This is a genomic window from Pararhizobium antarcticum (assembly GCF_001885585.1).
GTDB lineage: Bacteria > Pseudomonadota > Alphaproteobacteria > Rhizobiales > Rhizobiaceae > Pararhizobium > Pararhizobium antarcticum.
The window spans coordinates 1-18,850 of record NZ_LSRP01000080.1 but is presented as its reverse complement, the minus strand read 5'-3'; the positions used below and the strand labels follow the sequence as shown (position 1 = coordinate 18,850).

Sequence of the window (18,850 nt, the reverse complement as noted above, 5' to 3'; positions counted from 1 at the left end):
AATTTTCGCTTTTCGCCGGTTTGAAATCATGCTTTGATGACGACATCAAAAAAACAACGGGAGCAAGAATTCATGATCACCAGACGTCTTTTTTCGGTTGCGGTCCTCGCCGCCGCCCTGATGGCCGGCGTCACGCTGCCGACCGTCGATGCACGGGCTGAAACTTCCATCAAGTTCACCCTCGACTGGAAGTTCGAGGGCCCGGCGGCCGGATTCCTGCTGGCGCTGGACAAGGGCTATTTTGAAGCCGAAGGCCTCGACGTCACGATCGATAGCGGCAATGGTTCGGTCGAGGCGATCCCTCGTGTGGCGACCGGCGCCTACCAGATGGGATTCGGTGACATCAATTCAGTGATCAAGTTCCTCGACGAAGACCCGACCCAGAAGGTCAAGGCCGTGATGATGGTCTATGAAAAGCCGACCTTCTCCGTGGTCGGCCGCAAGTCGCTCGGCGTGACGGAAGATCCAAAGTCGCTCGAAGGCAAGAAACTCGGCGCACCGCCGCCGGATGGTGCTTTTGCCCAGTGGCCGGCCTTCAAGCAGGCCGCGGGGATCGACGACAGCGGCATCACCATCGAGAGTATCGGATTTCCGGTGCGCGAGCCGATGCTCGCCAAGGGTGACGTCGACGCCGTCTTCGGCTTTGCTTTCTCGGTCATCCTGAACCTCAAGGCGCAGGGGATTGCCGATGACGACATCGCCACCATCCTGATGGCCGACAACGGGCTGAACCTCTATGGCAACAGCGTGCTGGTGAATTCGGACTTCGCCGCCGAGAACCCGGACGCGGTCAAGGGCTTCCTCAAGGCGCTTGCCAAGGGCTTCGCCGATGCGGTGGCCAATCCTGAAGAAGGCGTTGCCGCCGTCCTGAAGCGCAATGAGACGCTCAACCCCGAGATCGAGAAGGAACGTCTTGATATGGCCAATGCCATGAACATCAAGACGCCCTACGTCATCGAAAACGGCATGGGTGGGGTCGACATGGCCCGGCTCTCGGCTTCGATCGAGACGTTGAAAGTGTCGATGGGACTGAATGGCAATGTCGCGGCCGAGCAGGTCTTCGACGCGAGCTTCCTGCCGGCCAAGGAAGACCGCATGTTGCCTTGATGATCTCACCCTTCCCTTGAGGGGGGAGGGTCGAACCGCAGGTTCGGGGTGGGGTGAACTTCCGCGAGATCACCCCACCCGCTGCTTCGCAACGACCTCCCCCGCAAAAGGGAGGTTGGGAAGTCCCATTTTGACCGGAGCCCCCATGTCCCATCTCGTTTCCATCGACAATGTCGACATGCGCTATGGCGGCGCCGATGGCACACTGGCCGTGTCCGGCCTCACCATGCGCGTCGACAAGGGCGAGTTCGCCGCCGTGGTGGGACCGTCCGGCTGCGGCAAATCAACCCTGATGAAACTGGTGACAGGGCTGCATATTCCTCAGGCCGGTGTCGTGATCGTCGCCGGCCAGCAGGTGACAAAGCCGGTGTCGATCGTCGGCATGGCCTTTCAGAACCCGACCATGCTGCCCTGGCGTACGACGCTCGAAAACATCCTCTTGCCGTTGGAGATCGTCGAGCGACACCGCCACCGTCTCCGGGCGAACAAAAAGGAATATATCGAGAAAGCCGAAAACCTGCTGGAGATCGTCGGCCTGAAGGGCGTCGGCTCGAAATTCCCCTGGCAGCTCTCGGGCGGCATGCAGCAGCGCGCCAATCTCTGCCGGGCCCTGATCCACGAGCCGGAACTGCTGATGCTCGACGAGCCCTTCGGCGCGCTCGATGCCTTCACCCGTGAGGAGCTGTGGTGCGTCATCCGCGACCTGCATGCAGCGCAAGGCGTGACCATCGTGCTCGTGACCCATGACCTGCGCGAGGCGGTGTTCCTCGCCGATCGGATCTTTGTGATGAGCGCAAGGCCCGGCAAAGTCGTCAAGGAGCATACCGTGCCCTTTGAGCGGCCCCGCGATCTGGAACTGATGTATGAAACCGCCTTCAACGACATGGTGCATGTCCTGCATGGCGAAATCGCAAAGGCGAGGGTGGTGGCATGACCATGGCGATGCAAAACCGGGCCGCAAAGCCTTCGACGAAGCCACTGATGCAGCGGATCAACTGGGTGCGGGCGGCGCCATTTCTCTATACGCTCGGGCTCTTCGTCATCTGGGAACTGTCGGTCATCGTCTTTGCCCTGCCGCAGACCCTGCTGCCAGCGCCGACAAGGGTGTTCGAGGCGATCGTGCAATATTGGTCGCCGATCTGGAAGAATTCGCTGCAGACGCTCTACACCACGACGCTCGGCTTCCTGATTGCCGTGGTTGCGGGCCTCGGCATCGGCCTGTTCATCGGCTGGTCGAAGACCATCTATGCCGGGCTCTACCCGTTGATGATCGGCTTCAACGCCATCCCCAAGGTGGCGCTGGTGCCGATCCTGGTCATCTGGTTCGGCATCGGCACGGTGCCGGCGGTGCTGACGGCCTTCCTGATTTCCTTCTTCCCGATCGTGGTCAATGTCGCGACCGGCTTGGCCACCATCGAGCCTGAGACCGAGGACGTGCTCAGGGCGCTCGGTGCGCGGAAGATCGATATCATGCTGAAGGTCGGTATTCCCCGCTCCATGCCGTATTTCTTCGGCTCGCTGAAGATCGCCATCACGCTCGCCTTTGTCGGTTCGGTCGTCTCGGAGACGGTGGCATCCAATTACGGCCTCGGCAATATGATGAGCTCGGCCCAGAGCCAGTTCAACGTGCCCCTGGTCTTTGCCGGCCTGCTGATGCTGGCGATCGAGGGCATTGCCATGTATGCGCTGATGGCCTTTATCGAGAAGCGCATGACCGGCTGGGCGCATCGCTCGACCATGGCGAACTGACCCGGCACCCGGCGTCGGTGATCCTATAGCGCAGAACCTATTCACCCTGTGCGTCAGCGGCCTGGGAACACCGCCTCGGCTATGACCGCCGGGTCCGGAATGGACCTTTCATCATATCGCTGTAGGTGGCCCCGCGTCGATGCGCACGCCCTGCACAACGGACAGGGTCATGCCGACAAGCCGGGTGATCAGCGTCACCTCGCACATGATGATCATGCCAGCGACTTGCTGCTACCGGCTGGATGCATTGTTGGCAAAGAGGTTGACCTGCAGTGCGAGGCTTCTAGTTAGGCAACAATGTTTTTTGCTAAATGCGCTCGCATCTGATGAATGCCGAGGGATAGGGAACCAATGGCACATTCATTCCTGCGGGCATTGATACGGACAACCTGCTGTTTGATCGTCACATTGATCATGGGCATCACGTCTGCGACCGCGCAACAACCAGCAGCGCAGACCGGACCTGTTGCTCAAGGGGAGCCGGCCCCGGCGTCCAAACTTCAGGATCTGATCGACGTTCTGCGGGACGACAAGACAAGACAGCCTTTTCTCGACGAGCTGCAGAAGGTCGCAGGGGAAGGTGTTGCTGCCACGGACCCGTCGCAGCCAGCGACCCCGCAGACTATATCCATTGGCCAAAGGATCGCAGAAACCACGCGGCAATTTGCCGAACGAGCCGTTGCCTCCGCGGTGATCTTTACCAGGCAGGTGGCGGCAGCACCGGCTACCTTTTCGAGCCTGAATGTTGCCGAAGGCGAAATCCTGCTGCTGACGCTGCGGGATCTGGCTCTCGTGATCATCGTCACCCACGGCGTCTTTGCCGGCCTGCGGTTGATTACGCGCCGTATCGATCATTCCTTCGGCAAACGCGCCGTGACAGCCGGTCTCTTCGAAAAGGTCTTCCTGATTGTCGCGTCGTCCCTGCTCGACATCGCCATCGTCATCATAGCCTGGGGCGCAGGATATGTGGCAGCGCTGACAGTGTTCGGCGAACTCGGGCGCATGGATATCCAGCAGACGCTGTACCTCAATGCTTTCACGGTCGTGCAACTGGCAAGGGTGGCGATCAGAACTGTTTTGTCCCCCTCGACGAGGGAACTGAGGCTTTTGAGGATATCCGACGCCGCGGCCAAACGAACCAGTCGGATTCTGGCCGGAATCATCAGCATTCTCGGTTACGGCCAGTTGTTGCTTCAGCCGGTTCTTGCCGAGGCTGTATCGCTCGCATCTGGACAGGCTCTATCAGCGCTTGTCGCCCTCGTCGCCCTGATCATTGCCATCATGGCCACGCTTATGAACAGGCAGGCGGTCACCGATTGGCTTCTGGAAACACCAGATGACAGCCGACGCCACCATCGTGTTCGATTTTTGGCAAAGCGATGGCACTGGCCGGTGCTTGTCTATCTCGCATTTTTATTCTTCGTGGTGCTTATCGGCCCGGCAGAGCGGCTACTCGCCGTGCTCACCGCCAGTGCTCAGGCATTCGCTGCGATCATTCTCGGCTTCGTCGTCGTTGACTGGTTGGCGCGCGCGGTCACCAAAGGCGTTCATCTCCCGGTAAACGTCAACCAACGGCTTCCACTTCTCGAACGGCGGGTGAACGGCCTCGTTCCGCGCTTTCTGGTCATTCTGCGACTGCTCGTACTGGCGCTCGTTCTTGGCGTTGTCCTGTCGGCGATCGGAATTTTCGACATGGCCGACCTGATGCAATCCCGCATCGGTCTTGCCTTGACGGGCGCCGCTGCATCCGTGTTCATCATTGTGCTGATCGCTTACATGCTTTGGTTAGCTCTGACCTCATGGGTGGACTATCGGCTCAACCCCGCATTCGGGTCCGTTGCGAGCTCGCGTGAAACAACGCTTCTTTCGCTTCTCAGAAATGCCGCGACGATCGCAATCGTGGTGATTGCGCTGATGTTTTCCCTGTCGCAGATGGGGCTGGATATAGCGCCGTTGCTGGCATCGGCAGGCGTCTTGGGTCTGGCGATCGGTTTTGGTGCTCAAAAACTTGTTCAGGATGTCATCAACGGCGTCTTCATCCAGCTTGAGAATGCGATCAATGTTGGCGACGTCATCACGGTGGGCGACACGACCGGTACTGTCGAGCGGCTGACAATCCGCTCGGTCAGCCTGCGTGATGTCCGCGGCGCATACCATATTATTTCTTTCTCCTCGGTGGATATGGTCACCAACTTGATGCGTGATTTCTCCTATCACGTCGGTGACATCGGCATCGCCTATCGCGAGAATGTTGAAGATGCGCGAGAAGCCATGTTCGAGGCCTTCGAGGAACTGCGGAGCGATCCGGAGGTGAATGCCCTTATTCTGGGGGATATGGAATGGTTTGGCGTCCAGGAGCTTGCCGACAGTGCTGTTATCATTCGCGTTCGCATCAAGACATATCCGGGCAAGCAATGGGGCGTCGGCCGGGCTCTGAACGGCGCGGTCAAGCGTGTGTTCGATGCACGGGGTATTGAAATCCCGTATCCACATCAGACGCTTTATTTTGGGGTCGACAAGAACGGAAAGGCGCCGCCGGCATTTGTTTCGGTTCAGAATAAAAAAGTCACCCGCCCGGCGACTGAAAAGCCGAAAGCCGCAAGCGTCTCGGCCACAGCTTCAGACGCGGAGGATCTTGAGAATTAACGGCTGTAACACTTTGAAATCTTTGCGTGCTGACAGGAGCCGTTGTTGACCGACAATAGCGATATTGCCGAAAGGGGCCGCGGGCGTCTGGCTCACACACCCAATGAAATCCCTGTTCGGGGTCTCATCGATGTGTTCTGGCGGGTGCTGTCGGAGTTCAGCGAAGACCGGGTGACACTGATTGCCGCCGGCGCCACCTATTATCTTCTTCTGGCCCTGTTTCCGGCCCTTGCGGCGCTTGTTTCTCTCTATGGTGTTGTTGCGGACCCCGTAACGATAGCCAAGCACATCACGTTCCTATCCGGAGTTTTTCCGCCCGGTTCCTTCGATCTGATCCTGGATCAGCTGGATGCGCTTGCCAGGCAGAAAAACTCGACCTTGAGTATTGGCGTCTTCACCGGTTTTCTGATCGCGCTCTGGAGCGCGAACAATGGTATCAAGGCTCTTTTCGAGGCAATGAACATCGCCTATGGCGAAAGGGAAAAGAGGGGTGTTGTCAGGCTCAATCTCATTTCGTTGCTGTTCACATTCGGCGCAATCGTCATTGCCATTGCTCTGATCACGGCGATTGGCGTCATCCCTGTTGTTCTTGCCTACCTCTGGCTGGATCGATGGGCTGAGCTTTTGGCGACCATTGCCCGATGGCCAGCATTGCTTTTGCTGGTCGGAAGCGGAATTACGATGATGTACCGCTATGGACCGAGCCGTAATCCTGCAAAAGTCAGATGGTTGACCTGGGGTGCCGCATTCAGCACCTTGCTGTGGCTTGCGGCATCCATCCTGTTTTCGCTCTACCTGGAAAATTTTGCCGACTACAATGCGACATATGGGACTTTGGGAGCGTTGATCGGTTTCATGGTCTGGATCTGGATATCCGTCATTGTCCTGATCCTTGGTGCCGAAATAAACTCCGAACTCGAACACCAGACATCCCAGGATTCAACGATCGGCAAACCCCGGCCAATGGGTGAACGGGGGGCCTACGTTGCCGATACGATCGGTGCAGAAAGGGACTAGTGGTTCGATTCCGACATTTGCATCCCTTAACAGGCACTTCGCAAGCAAATGTCGAATTCATTGTGCTCGATTTGGTTCCGGCCGGCATTTGACGGTAAATTCGTTCAGGGTAAGGCCTTATGACGTTTTGAGGCGGTGGCCGAAAGAGCAGTCTATTCACGAAAACAGCCGAAGGCAGGCGTTCGATCTGTCGTTCTAGGACGGCTGCTGAAGGAGCTTATGGACAGAGGGGACATCAAAGACCGTCTGCGACTTGCAAACTGGCCTGCACCTAGCAATCATGCGGGATGATAATCATTCGGACCCAATTCCAGCCGCCGGCGAGCAATTACCCGCATATAGCGCGCCAGGCTATCCTTGGGCAGCTGCAGCGATCCGGGGCGCGACGCCTCACGGTGATCGTTGCGCCCGCGGGCTATGGGAAGACGTCGCTTGCTGCGCAGTGGTACGCGCATCTCAAAAGCCAGGGGAGTACGCTTGTCTGGTTGCAACTTGATGCGGATGACTGCGACGAGGGGCATTTTCTTTTGACCATGCTGGAAGCGCTGGCGCCGCTATTGCCCGATGACGGGCGCGGACTGGACGCAAGCAGCATGCCCGTGGCGGCTGTTTTGTCGGTTGTAATCACGCGGTTGCGCCAGATCGACACGCCGGTCACGCTGTTCTTCGACGACTATCATTTTGCCCAGACCGATGCGACGGAAGCGCTTATGGCAAGGCTTCTGGCGGCTGCCGATCTCAGCCATGTCAGTCTGGTTCTGATTTCCCGAAGTGCCCCGCGTTTCCCGCTCTCCACGCTGCGTCTCGATGGCGAGCTCCGGCAGATCGGGGTCGCGGATCTCAGTTTTTCCGATGCGGAGGCGCAGGAGTTTTTTGCGGGCCGCTCGATGTCGCTGACGCACGCACAGATCGGTGTCCTGAACAAGCGGACGGAAGGCTGGGCAGTCGCGTTGCAGATGGTCCGCGTGCTGGTCAACGACAATGCTGACAGCGGCGCGATCCTCGATACGTTCGACGGCAGCAACAGCGAGATGGGACGCTATCTGTCCGAACAGGTCTTTTCCCGTTTGCCGGACGATATCCAGCGGTTCCTGACCGAGACCGCCTCACTTCCAGAGATTGGCCGGCCGCTCGTCGCTGCCGTCTGCACTCTGCCGGACGCGGTTGCGCTGTTCAACAGGCTGGGGACCTATGCCCTGCCGATCGCCGTTCTCGACGGGCAGGGTCAGTGGGTCCGCTACCATCCTGTTTTCAACAGCTTCCTCAAGGAAGAGGCCGAGCGGATCGGCATCGATGCCAACCAGGTGCTTGGCAAAGCCGCGCGCTGGTTTCAGGCCCGCAAGGATTGTGACGCTGCGGTGCGGCATGCGATGCTGGCCGGCGATACTGCGCTGGCAGCTGAGATCGTCGAGGCAGCCGGTGGCTGGCGGCTGGTCTATGCGACGACGCGGGGCGGCACCCTTCTGTTTCAGACGCTGATCGCAAAGGCGGCGGAGATCAACCTCTCTGCGTTTCCGCTGACAACACTTGGACTTTCGGTGATCAGCGCCAAGGCCGGCCAGCTCGACACGGCCAATCATTATCTGGCGCTGACCGAGCGCGCCACCTCCGGCGGTCAATTGTCACGCGATCTGCGTGTCGTCCGGGTGCTTCTTTCTCTCTATACGGACCGCTGGGCGGGGGCCGATGATCTCTCCGCACTGGAAGCTGATCTGTCGCAGGACAACGATATCGAGCTTATCCATCGCGCGCTCGCACTGAACATGCTCTCCTACAATTTCCTGATCCGGACAGAACTCGACCGCGCCTTGCATTACGGGCAGCTGGCGATGCGGGCCTTCCGTGATGGCGGCGCCGATTTCGGGGCGATGCATCTCTACACCCATATCGGCCAGGCCTCGTTTTTTAGCGGCGACAGCGTCAGCGCCGCCGAGGCCTATCGCAATCTGATTGTCGAGGCGCAGACGCATGTCGGCAAGGGCAGCGATCTTGATGCTGTCGGGCAGGTGCTCGAAAGCGAGATCTTGTCCATGCGCTGCGAGCGGGCTGCTGCCGCATCCGCACTCTCCTGGGCTCTGCCGCATCTGGAACGCCATGATACCTGGTTCGATCTCCTGGCGGCGGGTTTCATGGCGCAGCAGCGTGTGCACCGGCTGAATGGCGATGTCATCGCCGCCCATGCTGCCATGGACAGCGCCCGTTCCGTCGCCACCCGCCGCGGCTTCGGTCGTCTGGCGCGACTGATCGACGGCGAGCGCGTGATGCTCTTGATTGCGACAGGGGATCTGGACGAGGCGGAGCGTTTTGCTGCAGTCTGCGGTTTCAGTCGGCAAAGTGCCACCGCCGACAATGCAAACATGCTCGCCTATCATCTGCGCGGGTCGGTGCCGGCACTTCTATGGACCCGCATCGATGTGGCGCGCGGCGAGATCGCACGGGCACGCGGTGGCTTCGAACGGTTGAGGACACAGCAACCGGCAAAACCGCATGTCCCCCGACAGATCGAGCTCGGCCTTCTCGATATACGTTTGCTGCTTGCCGAAGATCGAACATGCGAGGCTGCGGGAAAATTATCGGACATGCTGCTGTCGCTTCCAGTCGGTGACTACCGCGCCATCCTGCAAATTGAGGGCACCGATTTTACCGAACGCCTGCGCACGCTCGCCATCTCGATGGATGTCGCCGATGTGGTGTCGCAACGTCTTTCCGATGCTCTGAAAATCGTCCCGGACCTGAACGGCCCCATCGGTGGGATACGGCCCGGTCCGACGATCGAGCCAAGCGGGCTGACCGAACGCGAAGAAAGTGTCATGCACCTGCTCAGTGCTGGTCTCAGCAACAAGGAAATTGGTCGGAAGCTGAGCCTCAGCGACAACACGGTCAAGTTTCACCTGCGCAATATCTTCGCCAAGCTCAATGTGACGACGCGCACGGCTGCCGTCATGGCCATGCGCGATCCCCAAGGTTCGCGCCGACCCAACCCAAACGGGTAGGGTCCCAAGTACTATCCCCACCCATCTGGCAGGCTACCACTTCACCGCGAACATGCTTAGCCTACCCTCTTGTTGAATGATGAGGGTAAAATGTCCCCAGCGACCCTGTGCGTCGATCCCGTGACGCAGGAGATTATCGAAGGCAAGCTGATGGCGACCGTCGACGAGATGGGCATCGTCATGGCGCGCACCAGCATGAGCCCGGTGATCTACGAGGTCCTGGACTTTGCCTGCGGTCTCCTGACTGCCGAAGGCGAACTCGTCGCGCAGATGAACGGCATCACCCTGTTCACCGGCACGTTCGGCGTGCAGGTCAAAGCATTGATCGCCAAGTTTGCCGGCAATCTTTTCGATGGCGATATTCTTCTGTCGAACGACCCCTATGCCGGCGGCACGCATGCCTGTGATTTTGCGATCGTCAAGCCCTTGTTCGCCGAGGGCCGGATCGTTGCCTATGCAATCAATGTGGCGCATTACCTTGATGTCGGCGGGTCGGTGCCTGGCAGCCTCGCACCCAATGCGACTTCGGTCTTTCAGGAAGGATTGCGCCTGCCGGGCGTAAAAGTCGTCCGCTCGGACGTCTTTTCTGACGAGATCCTGAATATTATCAGCGAGAACGTGCGCCTTCCGGAAATCGCCCTCGGCGACCTCAATGCGCAGGTGGCGACGGTGCGTGTCGCAGCCCGGCGTATGGCGGAGTTGTCGTCGAAATACGGGATCACAACGGTCCAGGCAGCCTTCGCCAATCTTCTTGATACCAGCGAGAAGCGGAGCCGGGCGGCAATCTCTCTTCTTCCCGACGGCTGCTACGAGGCAACCGACATCATCGATGGTGACGGCGTCAGCGCCACGCCTATTGTCGTGACCGTTGCCGTAACCATTGCCGGTGACAGCATAGCCGCCGATTTTACCGGATGCCCGCCGGCCGTTGCTGGCCCCATCAACTGCGCCCGTGGTGCGCTGCAATCAGCCGTCAAGACCATCATCAAGGCAATGGTGGGGCCGCAGGCCCCCTCCAATGAAGGCTGGTTTCGCCCGCTGACGGTCATCGCGCCCTCCGGCACGATCTTCACGGCGGAAAAGCCATCGCCGACCGGCTGGTATTACGAGGGATCGGTGCATGCGTCGGAACTCGTCTGGAAGGCGCTCGCCCCGCTCATGCCATCGCGATTCTCGGCCGGTTCCTATTCCAGTCTCTGCGTCGTCTACATTTCCGGCACGGACAAAAGCGGCCAGCCGTTCATCCATATCGAACCGCAGCATGGCGGCTGGGGGGGCAGCGAGCACCGTGACGGGGCCAATGCCGTAATCGCGCTCACCGATGGCGACACGTATAATTATTCGGTCGAGGTCATCGAGGCGCGGTTCCCGCTGCGGGTCAAACGCTACGGCTTCAATGTCGAAGGCGGAGCAGGGGCGGGGCGCAGACGCGGCGGCTTCGGCATCGTTCGCGAATATGAGATCTTGAGCAAAGACGCGTCGGCCTATGGCAGTTTCGGACGCACCAGCACCTTGCCATGGGGCATGGATGGCGGTGGGAGCGGTACCGCGAACGTCTTGCAGATAACGCCAGCCGATCAAGGCGAACCGCAATCCTACGGGCGCGTCGCCCATATCGACCTGAAGAGCGGTGATCTTCTGCGGGTCGTCACCGGCGGCGGCGGCGGCTGGGGAGACGCGCAGCAACGCGAGCCCGGCCTGATCGAACAGGATCTTCAAAACGGATTCTTGACGGAGGCCGAGGCTTCCGCGCTTTACGGATATGAACGAAGGATTGCTGGATGATCAGACTGGCGACCGATGTCGGGGGTACCTTCACAGATCTCGTTGGTTACGACGAGCGGAGCGGAGAACTGTTCACCGCCAAGAGCCTGACGACCGTTGACGATCAGTCGCTCGGTGTTCTCGATGCCATTGCCGTCGCCGAAGCGAAAGACGGATTGCGCACGCGGGACGTGACGTTTTTTGCGCATGGCGGCACGACCGTTATCAATGCGATCACCGAGCGCAAGGGCGTGCGTACCGCGCTTGTGACCACGGCCGGTTTTCGCGACGTTCTGGAGATTGGCCGGGGCAATCGGCCCGATCTCTACAATCTACAGTTTCACAGCCCGGAGCCGTTCGTGCCGCGGCATTTGCGGTTCGAGGTGCGCGAGCGCCTCGATGCCTCCGGCCAGGTCATCGTGCCGCTGGAACTCGACGACCTGCGGCCGATTATCGCGCGATGTCAGGCCGAGGATATCGAAGCGGTCGCCATTCTCTTTCTGCACAGCTATGCCAACCCGGAACACGAAATTCTCTGCGCCGGCATCCTTGCCGATGCACTGCCGTTTGCAACGATCTGCGCCAGCCACGAGGTCTCGCGGCAGTGGCGGGAATATGAGCGCACCAACACTGTCGTGCTCAATGCCTATGTGCAGCCGATCATCCAAAACTACTTCGAGCAGCTGAAACGCTCGCTGACGCGACGCAATCTGACATGCCCGTATTACGCCATGCAGTCGAATGGCGGCATCTCCACATTCGACCAGGCAGTCGCCAGCCCATTGACGCTGGTGGAATCCGGCCCTGCCGGTGGTGTGGCGGGTGCGGCCCGGATCGGCACGGCCATTGGCGAAAGCGAGGTGCTGTCGCTGGATGTCGGGGGCACCACAGCGAAATGCTCGCTCATCCATGGTGGCCGACCAACACTGAATGTCGAATACAGGCTGGAACACACCCGCATTGCCCCTGGCCATGCAATCCAGGTGCCGGTGGTCGATATTGTCGAAATCGGCTCCGGCGGCGGTTCGATCGCGCGGATCGATGATCGCGGCGTGCTGATCGTGGGGCCGCAAAGCGCCGGTTCGTCGCCCGGGCCGGCCTGTTATGGGCGCGGTGGTCTGAAGCCGACGCTGTCCGACGCTATTCTCACCATCGGTGTTTTCGATCCGGCAACTTTTGCCGGCGGCAGCCTGCATCTGGACAAACAGAAGGCCAAAGAGGCGATCGCGACCATCGCCGGACCTTTGGGGCTTGCCATCGAGGACGCAGCGATTGCGATCATCGAGATTGCCCATGCCAGCATGATCAATGCCCTGAAGCTCGTGACGGTGCAGCGCGGTCATGATCCGCGCGATGCCGTTTTCGTCGTCAGCGGCGGTGCCGGTCCGGCGCTTGCCACCCGTCTCGGGCGCGACCTCAGCGTCAAGGCAACTGTCATTCCGCCGCATCCGGGTATCTTTTCCGCATGGGGCATGCTCGCGGCCGAACCGCGGGCGGATTTTCGCAGTACATGGTTTGCAGCGCTGTCGACGCAAGCGCTGGCGGATATGTCTGTCCGGTTCAAGGGTCTCGAAACGGAGGCGGTCGCCTATTTCGCCAAGGGCGAGGATGCCGACATCCGGTTCACCTATCAGGTCGAGGCGCGCTATCGCGGGCAGGAACACGGCGTGTTCACGCATGTCGAGCCTGACGACGATGTCAGGGGGTTTACAGAGCGGTTTCATGCAGCGCATGAGCGGGCGTACTCTTTCCGGCTGGCCGACGCGGCGATTGAAATCACCACCCTGCATCTCGAAGCGGTTCTCAACGGCGCGGTCATCGCCCTGCCGAAGATAGAGCCGACCGGTTCCAGCGCGGCCTTGACGGGGCATCGCAACGTCTATTTCGGCGGTACGCGCGGCTGGATTTCGTGCCCCGTCTACGCGCGCGGCCTTCTTGCTCCCGGTCAATTCATCGAGGGGCCGATGATTGTCGAGGAAGCAACGGCAACGACGCTCGTTCAGGAAAACCAGGTGCTGAGTGTGACCGATACCGGTATCCTGATCATCCGCGAAACCAGTGTCGAGGCAGAATAGATGGCGATATCGATCCAGATCGACCATGTCAGCCGGGAATACGGGCCCGTCAAGGCGCTCGACGACGTGTCGATCGACATCAAGGCGGGGGAGTTTTTCACGCTGCTTGGATCGTCTGGATGTGGGAAGAGCTCGCTTCTGAAGCTCATCGGCGGGTTCGACCGCCAGACCTCCGGACGCGTTTGTTTTGATGGCAAGGATGTCGGCGATCTTCCGGCCAACCAGCGCCCGGTCAACACTGTGTTCCAGAATCTGGCGCTGTTCCCGCATATGAGCGTTGCGCAGAATGTCGGCTACGGGCTGCGTCTGAAGGGCCTGTCCGGGTCTCGCCTTCAGGTCAAAATCGACGATGCGCTTGATCTCGTCGAGCTTACCGGTTTTGGTGCGCGCGATGTCAATCTTCTCTCCGGCGGCCAGCGGCAACGCGTGGCGCTGGCCCGCGCCTTGGTGATGGAGCCCGGCATCCTGCTTCTCGACGAACCGTTGACCGGGCTCGACGAGCGGTTGCGCCAGCAGATGCGCGACGAGTTCGGTCGGCTGCACAAGCGCACCGGCGCGACCTTCATTCTCGTCACCCACAACCAGGACGAGGCGCTGAGCCTGTCCGATCGCATGGCGGTGATGCACAAGGGCCGCATCGAGCAGATGGATGTCCCGGCGCGGTTTTTCGAGACACCGGCGAATGCTTTCGTCGCGCGCTTCGTTGGCATCGACACCTTGCTGCACCCGCAAGCAGTTTTGGTCTCGGGCAACCACGGCGCCGCGACGATCGCTGGCCAGACGGTGCAAGTCCGCATTGCCGGACCTGCTGACCCTGCAGCGAGCGTTGTTGCCATCCGTCCGGACCGGTTGTTTCTGGCACCGCCCAACACAGATGCGGCCCTTCGGTTGTGCGTTTCCGGGACCACCTTTCGCGGCCTGCACCGCGATCTCAGGTTGGCGTTTGGCGACGGCCAGACGCTGATGATTGCCATCGACGCGGACATGGATATTGGCGAACTGGCCATCGGGCAGGAGGTCGCGATCGGCCTGAAGCCGGATGCGGCGGTGCTGATTTCAAGATGACGACTGCCGCCCGCCGGACCGCGTTCGGACGAGCGGATTGACGACTGCATGCCACGAATCAAAAAGGGGAATGACAATGACGAAGCATGGCACACAGGTTTCATCCATCCGGCACAGCAATGTGCAGCGGCGTGACTTCCTCAAGCTGATGGGGGCGGGCGGCGTTGCCCTGTCTGCCGGCGGCCTGGGTTTTGCATCGCGGCTTGCCGCACAGGAGGCCGGCACTGTTGCCTTCTGGGCGACTGCGACACTCGACATCGGCGAGAAATGGCAGGAGTTCGCCAGGCAGGCCGGCGTTGCACCGGAATTCACCGATAATGGCAATGATCTTGGCCCGGTAATCGCCCGTCTGGCGGCGGGCAATGCCAACGACCTCTTCGATATTGGCGGCTTTCAAGGCGGTGCGGAAAAGGAACTGGCGCGCCAGGGCGTGATCATTCCCTGGGATCTCGCAAAGATCCCCAACTACGAAAGTGTCTGGCAGTGGGCGAAGGACATTCCCTACCTGAAGCAGGATGGCAAGCAATACGGCATCCCGACCGTGGTCAATGCCGACTCGATCATCTATCGGCCGGACAAGCTCGGCAAGATCGACAGCTATGGTGCGATTTTCGATCCGAAGCTGAAGGGCCGTGTTGCGATGGAGGATGCCTGGATCAACAGCGCCATCTTTACCGCAATGTATCTGAAGGAAAGCGAAAACCAGCCGATCGCGGATCCCGGCAATCTGAGTGAATCCGAACTTGGTCTGGTCATGGAATTCCTGATCAAGCACAAGACCGACGGCCAGTTCCGCACCTTCTGGAACGGCTGGGAGCAGGGCGTTCAGCTTGTTGCAGACGAGGAAGTCGATGCGATGACCGGCTGGGAACCGATCGTTTATGAAGGCCGCAAGCGCGGGCTTCAGGTGGAGTACGCAGTCCCCGTCGAGGGGTATGAGGGCTGGGGCAACAACACGGTTCTCCTGAAAGGTGCCGGGGATCGCGGTGTTGCGGACGCGGCCCACACGTTCGTCGACGGCTTGCTCGGCGGCTTTTATGGTTGCGAGCTTGGCCAGGCGCGCGGCTATCTGGTCCCAACAGACAACAACGTGGTCTATGCCAAGGCGCATCCGGAGGAATACAAACCGGAAGAGGTCGAAAAGCTGGCCAACCACGTGAAGGCGAAGTTTGCGGGCAAGATCTACTGGCAGAATGCCCGGCCGGACAATTTCCAGCTTTACGAAGAATGGTGGCAGAAGCTTCGCAACGCCTGACACGACAAACCGGCAGCGGCGCTTCCTGGCGCCGCCGCCGCCCCATAGGAACGGCCCCATGACCAGACCCCGCCTGCCCATTTCGTCGATGCTGATGACGCCGCCACTGCTGGCGATCCTGGCGCTCGGGCTGGCGCCGCTCGCCATCGTCGTCATCTGGAGTTTCTGGAGCTGGGACCCGCTGACCTATTGGATCAAGCCGGATCTCAGCCTTGCAGGGTATGCCGGCATTCTGGAGGCTGGACGCTGGACGGTGATCGTCTCGACGCTGGTAAAGGCTTTCGCGACGGCATTCTTATGCCTTCTGATCGCCTATCCGACGGCCTATGCGATTCATTTTCTTGCCGGTCGCCGGCTGAGCATCCTGCTTCTGGCCTTGATCACCATTCCCTTCTTCACATCCTATCTGATCCGGTCCTTTTCCTGGCGGCTGGTGCTGGGACGCACCGGCGTCATCAACACGCTGCTCTTGGATCTCGGCATCACGCAGGAACCGCTTGATTGGCTGCTGTTCAGCAATTTTGCCGTCGTGGTCGGGCTGATCGCGTCCTATCTGCCGTTTGCAACCTTCCCGCTGCTTTTGTCGATGCGGCGTGTCGATCCGACGCTTCTGGCTGCGGCGCAGGATCTTGGCGCCGGCTTCTGGAAGTGCCTGACGACCGTGCTCTTGCCTTTGACCCTGTCGGGGATCTTCGCCGGCTTCCTGTTTGTCTTCGTGATGGTGGTGGGATCGTCGACGGAGGTGCAGATGCTCGGCGGTGCCGGTGCATCGATCGTCTCGGTGATGATCAACGACGTCATGCGCGTGGCCAATTATCCGCTCGCCTTTGCCATCTCGACCATCGTGCTGGCCGTCATCTTTGGGCTCGTGCTGATCGGCAACCGGCTTTTCGGTCTTGCGTCGCTGTTTGAGGACCGCTCGCCATGATGATCCGCGAGGGGCTTTCCAACCGCATCCTGCTCTGGGCCATCACGCTCGTCGGACTGATCGTGATCTATGCACCGCCACTCTATCTGCTGGCCGTGTCCTTCAATCCGGCGCTGCAGCCGGGACTGCCCAGCCTGTCGGATCTCAGCGTTCAATGGTATCTGGCGCTGCCGAAAGAGACCGCGCTGATGGCGGCGCTGCAGCAATCGGCTCTCATCGCAACGGTCACGGCTTTTCTGGCGACCGGAATGGCGCTGCTGGCCGCGCTTGCCTATTTCGAACTGCGGGCGCAGCGGACGGCATGGTTCCTGGCCGTGATCCTTCCAATGTTCGTGCCCGGTGTCATTCAGGGACTGGCCCTGTCGGCAGTGTTCACGCGCACCGGCATCAAGGCGTCCAGCCTGACCGTTATCGGCGGCCATCTTCTGTGGGCAATGCCGTTTGCCTTCATCGTCATCCTGACGAGCTTCGCCGCGGTGCGCCGGTCCTATCTCGTCGCAGCATCCGATCTTGGAGCGACGCGCTGGCGTCAATTCGTCGATATCACGCTGCCGCTGATCCGCCCCGGACTGGTCAGCGCCTTCATTTTTTCATTCCTGCTGTCGCTGAACGAATTCACCCGCGCCTTCTATCTGGCCGGCCGGCAGAACACCCTTCCGGTGGTGCTGTTCGGCAAGATGAATTCAGGCGCTTCGCCCGTTATCTATGCCTTGTCGGGGGCGATTTTCATGGTCTCGGTGGCCTGTGTCGCCTTTATTGCAATCCGCTCGGTCGTTGCCAAAGCCACACCGGGCACGGGCCAGGAACGTCGTTCTTGAGAGACTGCTGCCTCCCGGCATCATGCCTGGCGCCGAAACTCCAGCGGCGTCTTTCCAACCACATCACGGAACGCTCGCCCGAACTGACTGATGCCATTGAAACCGCAAGCACCGGCTATGTCCGATAGCGACAACTTTGTTGCTGCCAGCATCTGTGTGGCTCGCTCCATCCGTACCCGGGTCAGATACCGATGCGGCGGTTCACCGAACGTTGCCTTGAATGATCTCGAGAAATGGAACCGCGTCAGGCCACAGACGGAGGCAAGATCGTCCAGTCCAATGTCCCGCGCCAGGTTTTCCGCGATGAACTCCTTGACCATATTCGCCTGTGCCTGTGACAATTGCCCGGCCAGCTTGATCTTGGTCGTCTCCGGCTGGCTGATCCGGAACATCTCCAGCGCCGCCGTCAGGCCAACGGTTTCAATGTATACTTTTGCGGCCGGTTGGTTCTTGTCCGCCATCAGCCGTCCAAGCTTGCGCATGGTGGCGCCCAGCGCGTCGTCCTTGAAGTAGATCTGTGGTCGGGGCTCAGCGCCGTTGAACTCCACCTGCAGCTCTTCCTCCATGTCCACAGGGTTGAAATTGACGACGGTAAAAGCGTTCAATCTGGCAACAGGCGAGCACCAGCCGGTGATCGTCTGTCCGGCAGGCACATAGGTCATCTTGTCGCGCAGGTCCTGCGCGGCCACCGGGCGTTCACCGACAACCTCCATCTCGCCGTCGAGCAGCACCAGATCATGATGGGCAAGGTAGTGGGAATGGCCTTCCCACTTGAACTCATATTCCGCAGGCAGTTTCAGGCGGGAGAACTGCACCGATACACCGCGCCAGCTTTTGGCTGTCGTGATCTCTGCTGCGGCATCGCCCTCTTTGAAATGAATTTGAAATTTCTGTTTTCGATCCATGATTATTTTTTACGTATCTCAGATTGCGTCAGCCTTGCGGACAACACTCCCTGGAACGTTGGCCCTCCTGATTCTGAGCAAAAATCGACCAAAAAAGCAAGAATTGTTGTTTTTTCATTAGAATGTTCACACATAGTAAATGGTTCCACCCAACAATTAGAGTTATCGAAAATGAAGTTTCGATCATCCGTCGCAGAGTGGACATCATTTTCCAACCGAGTGACTATTCCTGGAGAATACAATGTTCGGACTGGGCGGTGGCGCCGATGCCAAAGCTGTTCTAGGATGCGGACTCGTTTTTTGAAGCGATCCATATTCGAATAGCGGCGAGTTTGAGTGCCGCCAGATAGTTATCTGCGCGCCTGTCGTATCGGGTTGCCAATCCGCGCATCTGTTTGATTCGATTGAAGAACCGCTCAACGAGATTACGCTGTCGATAAACCCAGCGACTGAAGCTGAAGGTTTGCTTACGGTTGATTTTCGCTGGGATGTTTGCCCATGACTTGCGCTCTTTGGCGAAGCTTCTGA

At 59.6% G+C, this 18,850-nt stretch carries 15 protein-coding genes; 12 read left to right on the top strand and 3 right to left on the bottom strand.

What is annotated here, in order from left to right:
- The first annotated feature begins 72 nt into the window (after positions 1–72).
- The 3 genes from AX760_RS10500 to AX760_RS10490 all read left to right on the top strand — a co-directional run bounded on the left by AX760_RS10500 (position 73) and on the right by AX760_RS10490 (position 2,856).
- On the top strand, positions 73–1,107 hold the full coding sequence (locus AX760_RS10500; protein ID WP_071832868.1) for an ABC transporter substrate-binding protein: 1,035 nt from the start codon (positions 73–75) through the stop codon (positions 1,105–1,107).
- Positions 1,108–1,252: 145 nt separating this feature from the next.
- Complete coding sequence (locus AX760_RS10495) at positions 1,253–2,041, top strand: ABC transporter ATP-binding protein (protein ID WP_071832833.1); 789 nt, start codon at positions 1,253–1,255, stop codon at positions 2,039–2,041.
- 2 nt (positions 2,042–2,043) lie between these two features.
- Complete coding sequence (locus AX760_RS10490) at positions 2,044–2,856, top strand: ABC transporter permease (RefSeq protein ID WP_425348836.1); 813 nt, start codon at positions 2,044–2,046, stop codon at positions 2,854–2,856.
- Positions 2,857–3,216: 360 nt separating this feature from the next.
- On the opposite strand, the gene AX760_RS27435 is transcribed toward AX760_RS10490, so the two are convergent.
- Positions 3,217–3,906, bottom strand: coding sequence for a hypothetical protein (locus AX760_RS27435; protein WP_210187274.1), 690 nt, complete (start codon positions 3,904–3,906; stop codon positions 3,217–3,219).
- Between AX760_RS27435 and AX760_RS10485 the strand changes: the two genes are divergently transcribed.
- The 9 genes from AX760_RS10485 (at position 3,859) to AX760_RS10445 (ending at position 17,417) form a co-directional block, all read left to right on the top strand.
- Complete coding sequence (locus AX760_RS10485) at positions 3,859–5,502, top strand: mechanosensitive ion channel domain-containing protein (RefSeq protein WP_210187273.1); 1,644 nt, start codon at positions 3,859–3,861, stop codon at positions 5,500–5,502. The genes AX760_RS27435 and AX760_RS10485 overlap by 48 nt on opposite strands.
- A 45-nt stretch (positions 5,503–5,547) precedes the next feature.
- The gene (locus tag AX760_RS10480; RefSeq protein ID WP_245294978.1) at positions 5,548–6,519 is read left to right on the top strand and encodes a YihY/virulence factor BrkB family protein; all 972 of its coding nucleotides are present in this window, start codon (positions 5,548–5,550) and stop codon (positions 6,517–6,519) included.
- 485 nt (positions 6,520–7,004) lie between these two features.
- Positions 7,005–9,512, top strand: coding sequence for a LuxR C-terminal-related transcriptional regulator (locus AX760_RS10475; protein ID WP_245294977.1), 2,508 nt, complete (start codon positions 7,005–7,007; stop codon positions 9,510–9,512).
- Between the two features lie 90 nt (positions 9,513–9,602).
- Entirely contained in the window at positions 9,603–11,297 is a 1,695-nt protein-coding gene (locus AX760_RS10470) for a hydantoinase B/oxoprolinase family protein (RefSeq protein WP_071832828.1), read from the top strand.
- Positions 11,294–13,351 carry a hydantoinase/oxoprolinase family protein gene (locus AX760_RS10465; RefSeq protein ID WP_071832827.1) on the top strand — a complete coding sequence of 686 codons (2,058 nt, stop codon included), beginning with the start codon at positions 11,294–11,296 and terminating at the stop codon, positions 13,349–13,351. The genes AX760_RS10470 and AX760_RS10465 overlap by 4 nt, the downstream gene beginning before the upstream one ends.
- Positions 13,352–14,416, top strand: a complete 1,065-nt coding sequence (locus AX760_RS10460) for an ABC transporter ATP-binding protein (RefSeq protein WP_071832826.1) — start codon at positions 13,352–13,354, stop codon at positions 14,414–14,416.
- A 76-nt stretch (positions 14,417–14,492) separates the two neighbouring features.
- Positions 14,493–15,671, top strand: coding sequence for an ABC transporter substrate-binding protein (locus AX760_RS10455; protein WP_071832867.1), 1,179 nt, complete (start codon positions 14,493–14,495; stop codon positions 15,669–15,671).
- Between the two features lie 58 nt (positions 15,672–15,729).
- Positions 15,730–16,599 carry an ABC transporter permease gene (locus tag AX760_RS10450; protein ID WP_071832825.1) on the top strand — a complete coding sequence of 290 codons (870 nt, stop codon included), beginning with the start codon at positions 15,730–15,732 and terminating at the stop codon, positions 16,597–16,599.
- Positions 16,596–17,417, top strand: coding sequence for an ABC transporter permease (locus tag AX760_RS10445; protein WP_071832823.1), 822 nt, complete (start codon positions 16,596–16,598; stop codon positions 17,415–17,417). The genes AX760_RS10450 and AX760_RS10445 overlap by 4 nt, the downstream gene beginning before the upstream one ends.
- Positions 17,418–17,437: 20 nt before the next feature.
- Here AX760_RS10445 and AX760_RS10440 read toward each other — a convergent pair whose 3' ends face one another.
- Together AX760_RS10440 and AX760_RS10435 are read right to left on the bottom strand one after the other, a co-directional pair.
- A complete protein-coding gene (locus AX760_RS10440; RefSeq protein WP_071832822.1) occupies positions 17,438–18,322 on the bottom strand; it encodes a helix-turn-helix domain-containing protein in 885 nt (294 codons plus the stop codon).
- Between the two features lie 280 nt (positions 18,323–18,602).
- The coding region (locus AX760_RS10435) for a transposase (protein ID WP_139276480.1) at positions 18,603–18,850 on the bottom strand (248 nt) is incomplete at its 5' end.

Coding starts and splice junctions, on each gene's coding strand:
- AX760_RS10500 (WP_071832868.1), top strand. CDS start 73: ATGATCACCAGACGTCTTTTTTCGGTTGCGGTCCTCGCCGCCGCCCTG.
- AX760_RS10495 (WP_071832833.1), top strand. CDS start 1,253: ATGTCCCATCTCGTTTCCATCGACAATGTCGACATGCGCTATGGCGGC.
- AX760_RS10490 (WP_425348836.1), top strand. CDS start 2,044: ATGGCGATGCAAAACCGGGCCGCAAAGCCTTCGACGAAGCCACTGATG.
- AX760_RS10485 (WP_210187273.1), top strand. CDS start 3,859: ATGGATATCCAGCAGACGCTGTACCTCAATGCTTTCACGGTCGTGCAA.
- AX760_RS10470 (WP_071832828.1), top strand. CDS start 9,603: ATGTCCCCAGCGACCCTGTGCGTCGATCCCGTGACGCAGGAGATTATC.
- AX760_RS10465 (WP_071832827.1), top strand. CDS start 11,294: ATGATCAGACTGGCGACCGATGTCGGGGGTACCTTCACAGATCTCGTT.
- AX760_RS10460 (WP_071832826.1), top strand. CDS start 13,352: ATGGCGATATCGATCCAGATCGACCATGTCAGCCGGGAATACGGGCCC.
- AX760_RS10455 (WP_071832867.1), top strand. CDS start 14,493: ATGACGAAGCATGGCACACAGGTTTCATCCATCCGGCACAGCAATGTG.
- AX760_RS10450 (WP_071832825.1), top strand. CDS start 15,730: ATGACCAGACCCCGCCTGCCCATTTCGTCGATGCTGATGACGCCGCCA.
- AX760_RS10445 (WP_071832823.1), top strand. CDS start 16,596: ATGATGATCCGCGAGGGGCTTTCCAACCGCATCCTGCTCTGGGCCATC.
- AX760_RS10440 (WP_071832822.1), bottom strand. CDS start 18,322: ATGGATCGAAAACAGAAATTTCAAATTCATTTCAAAGAGGGCGATGCC.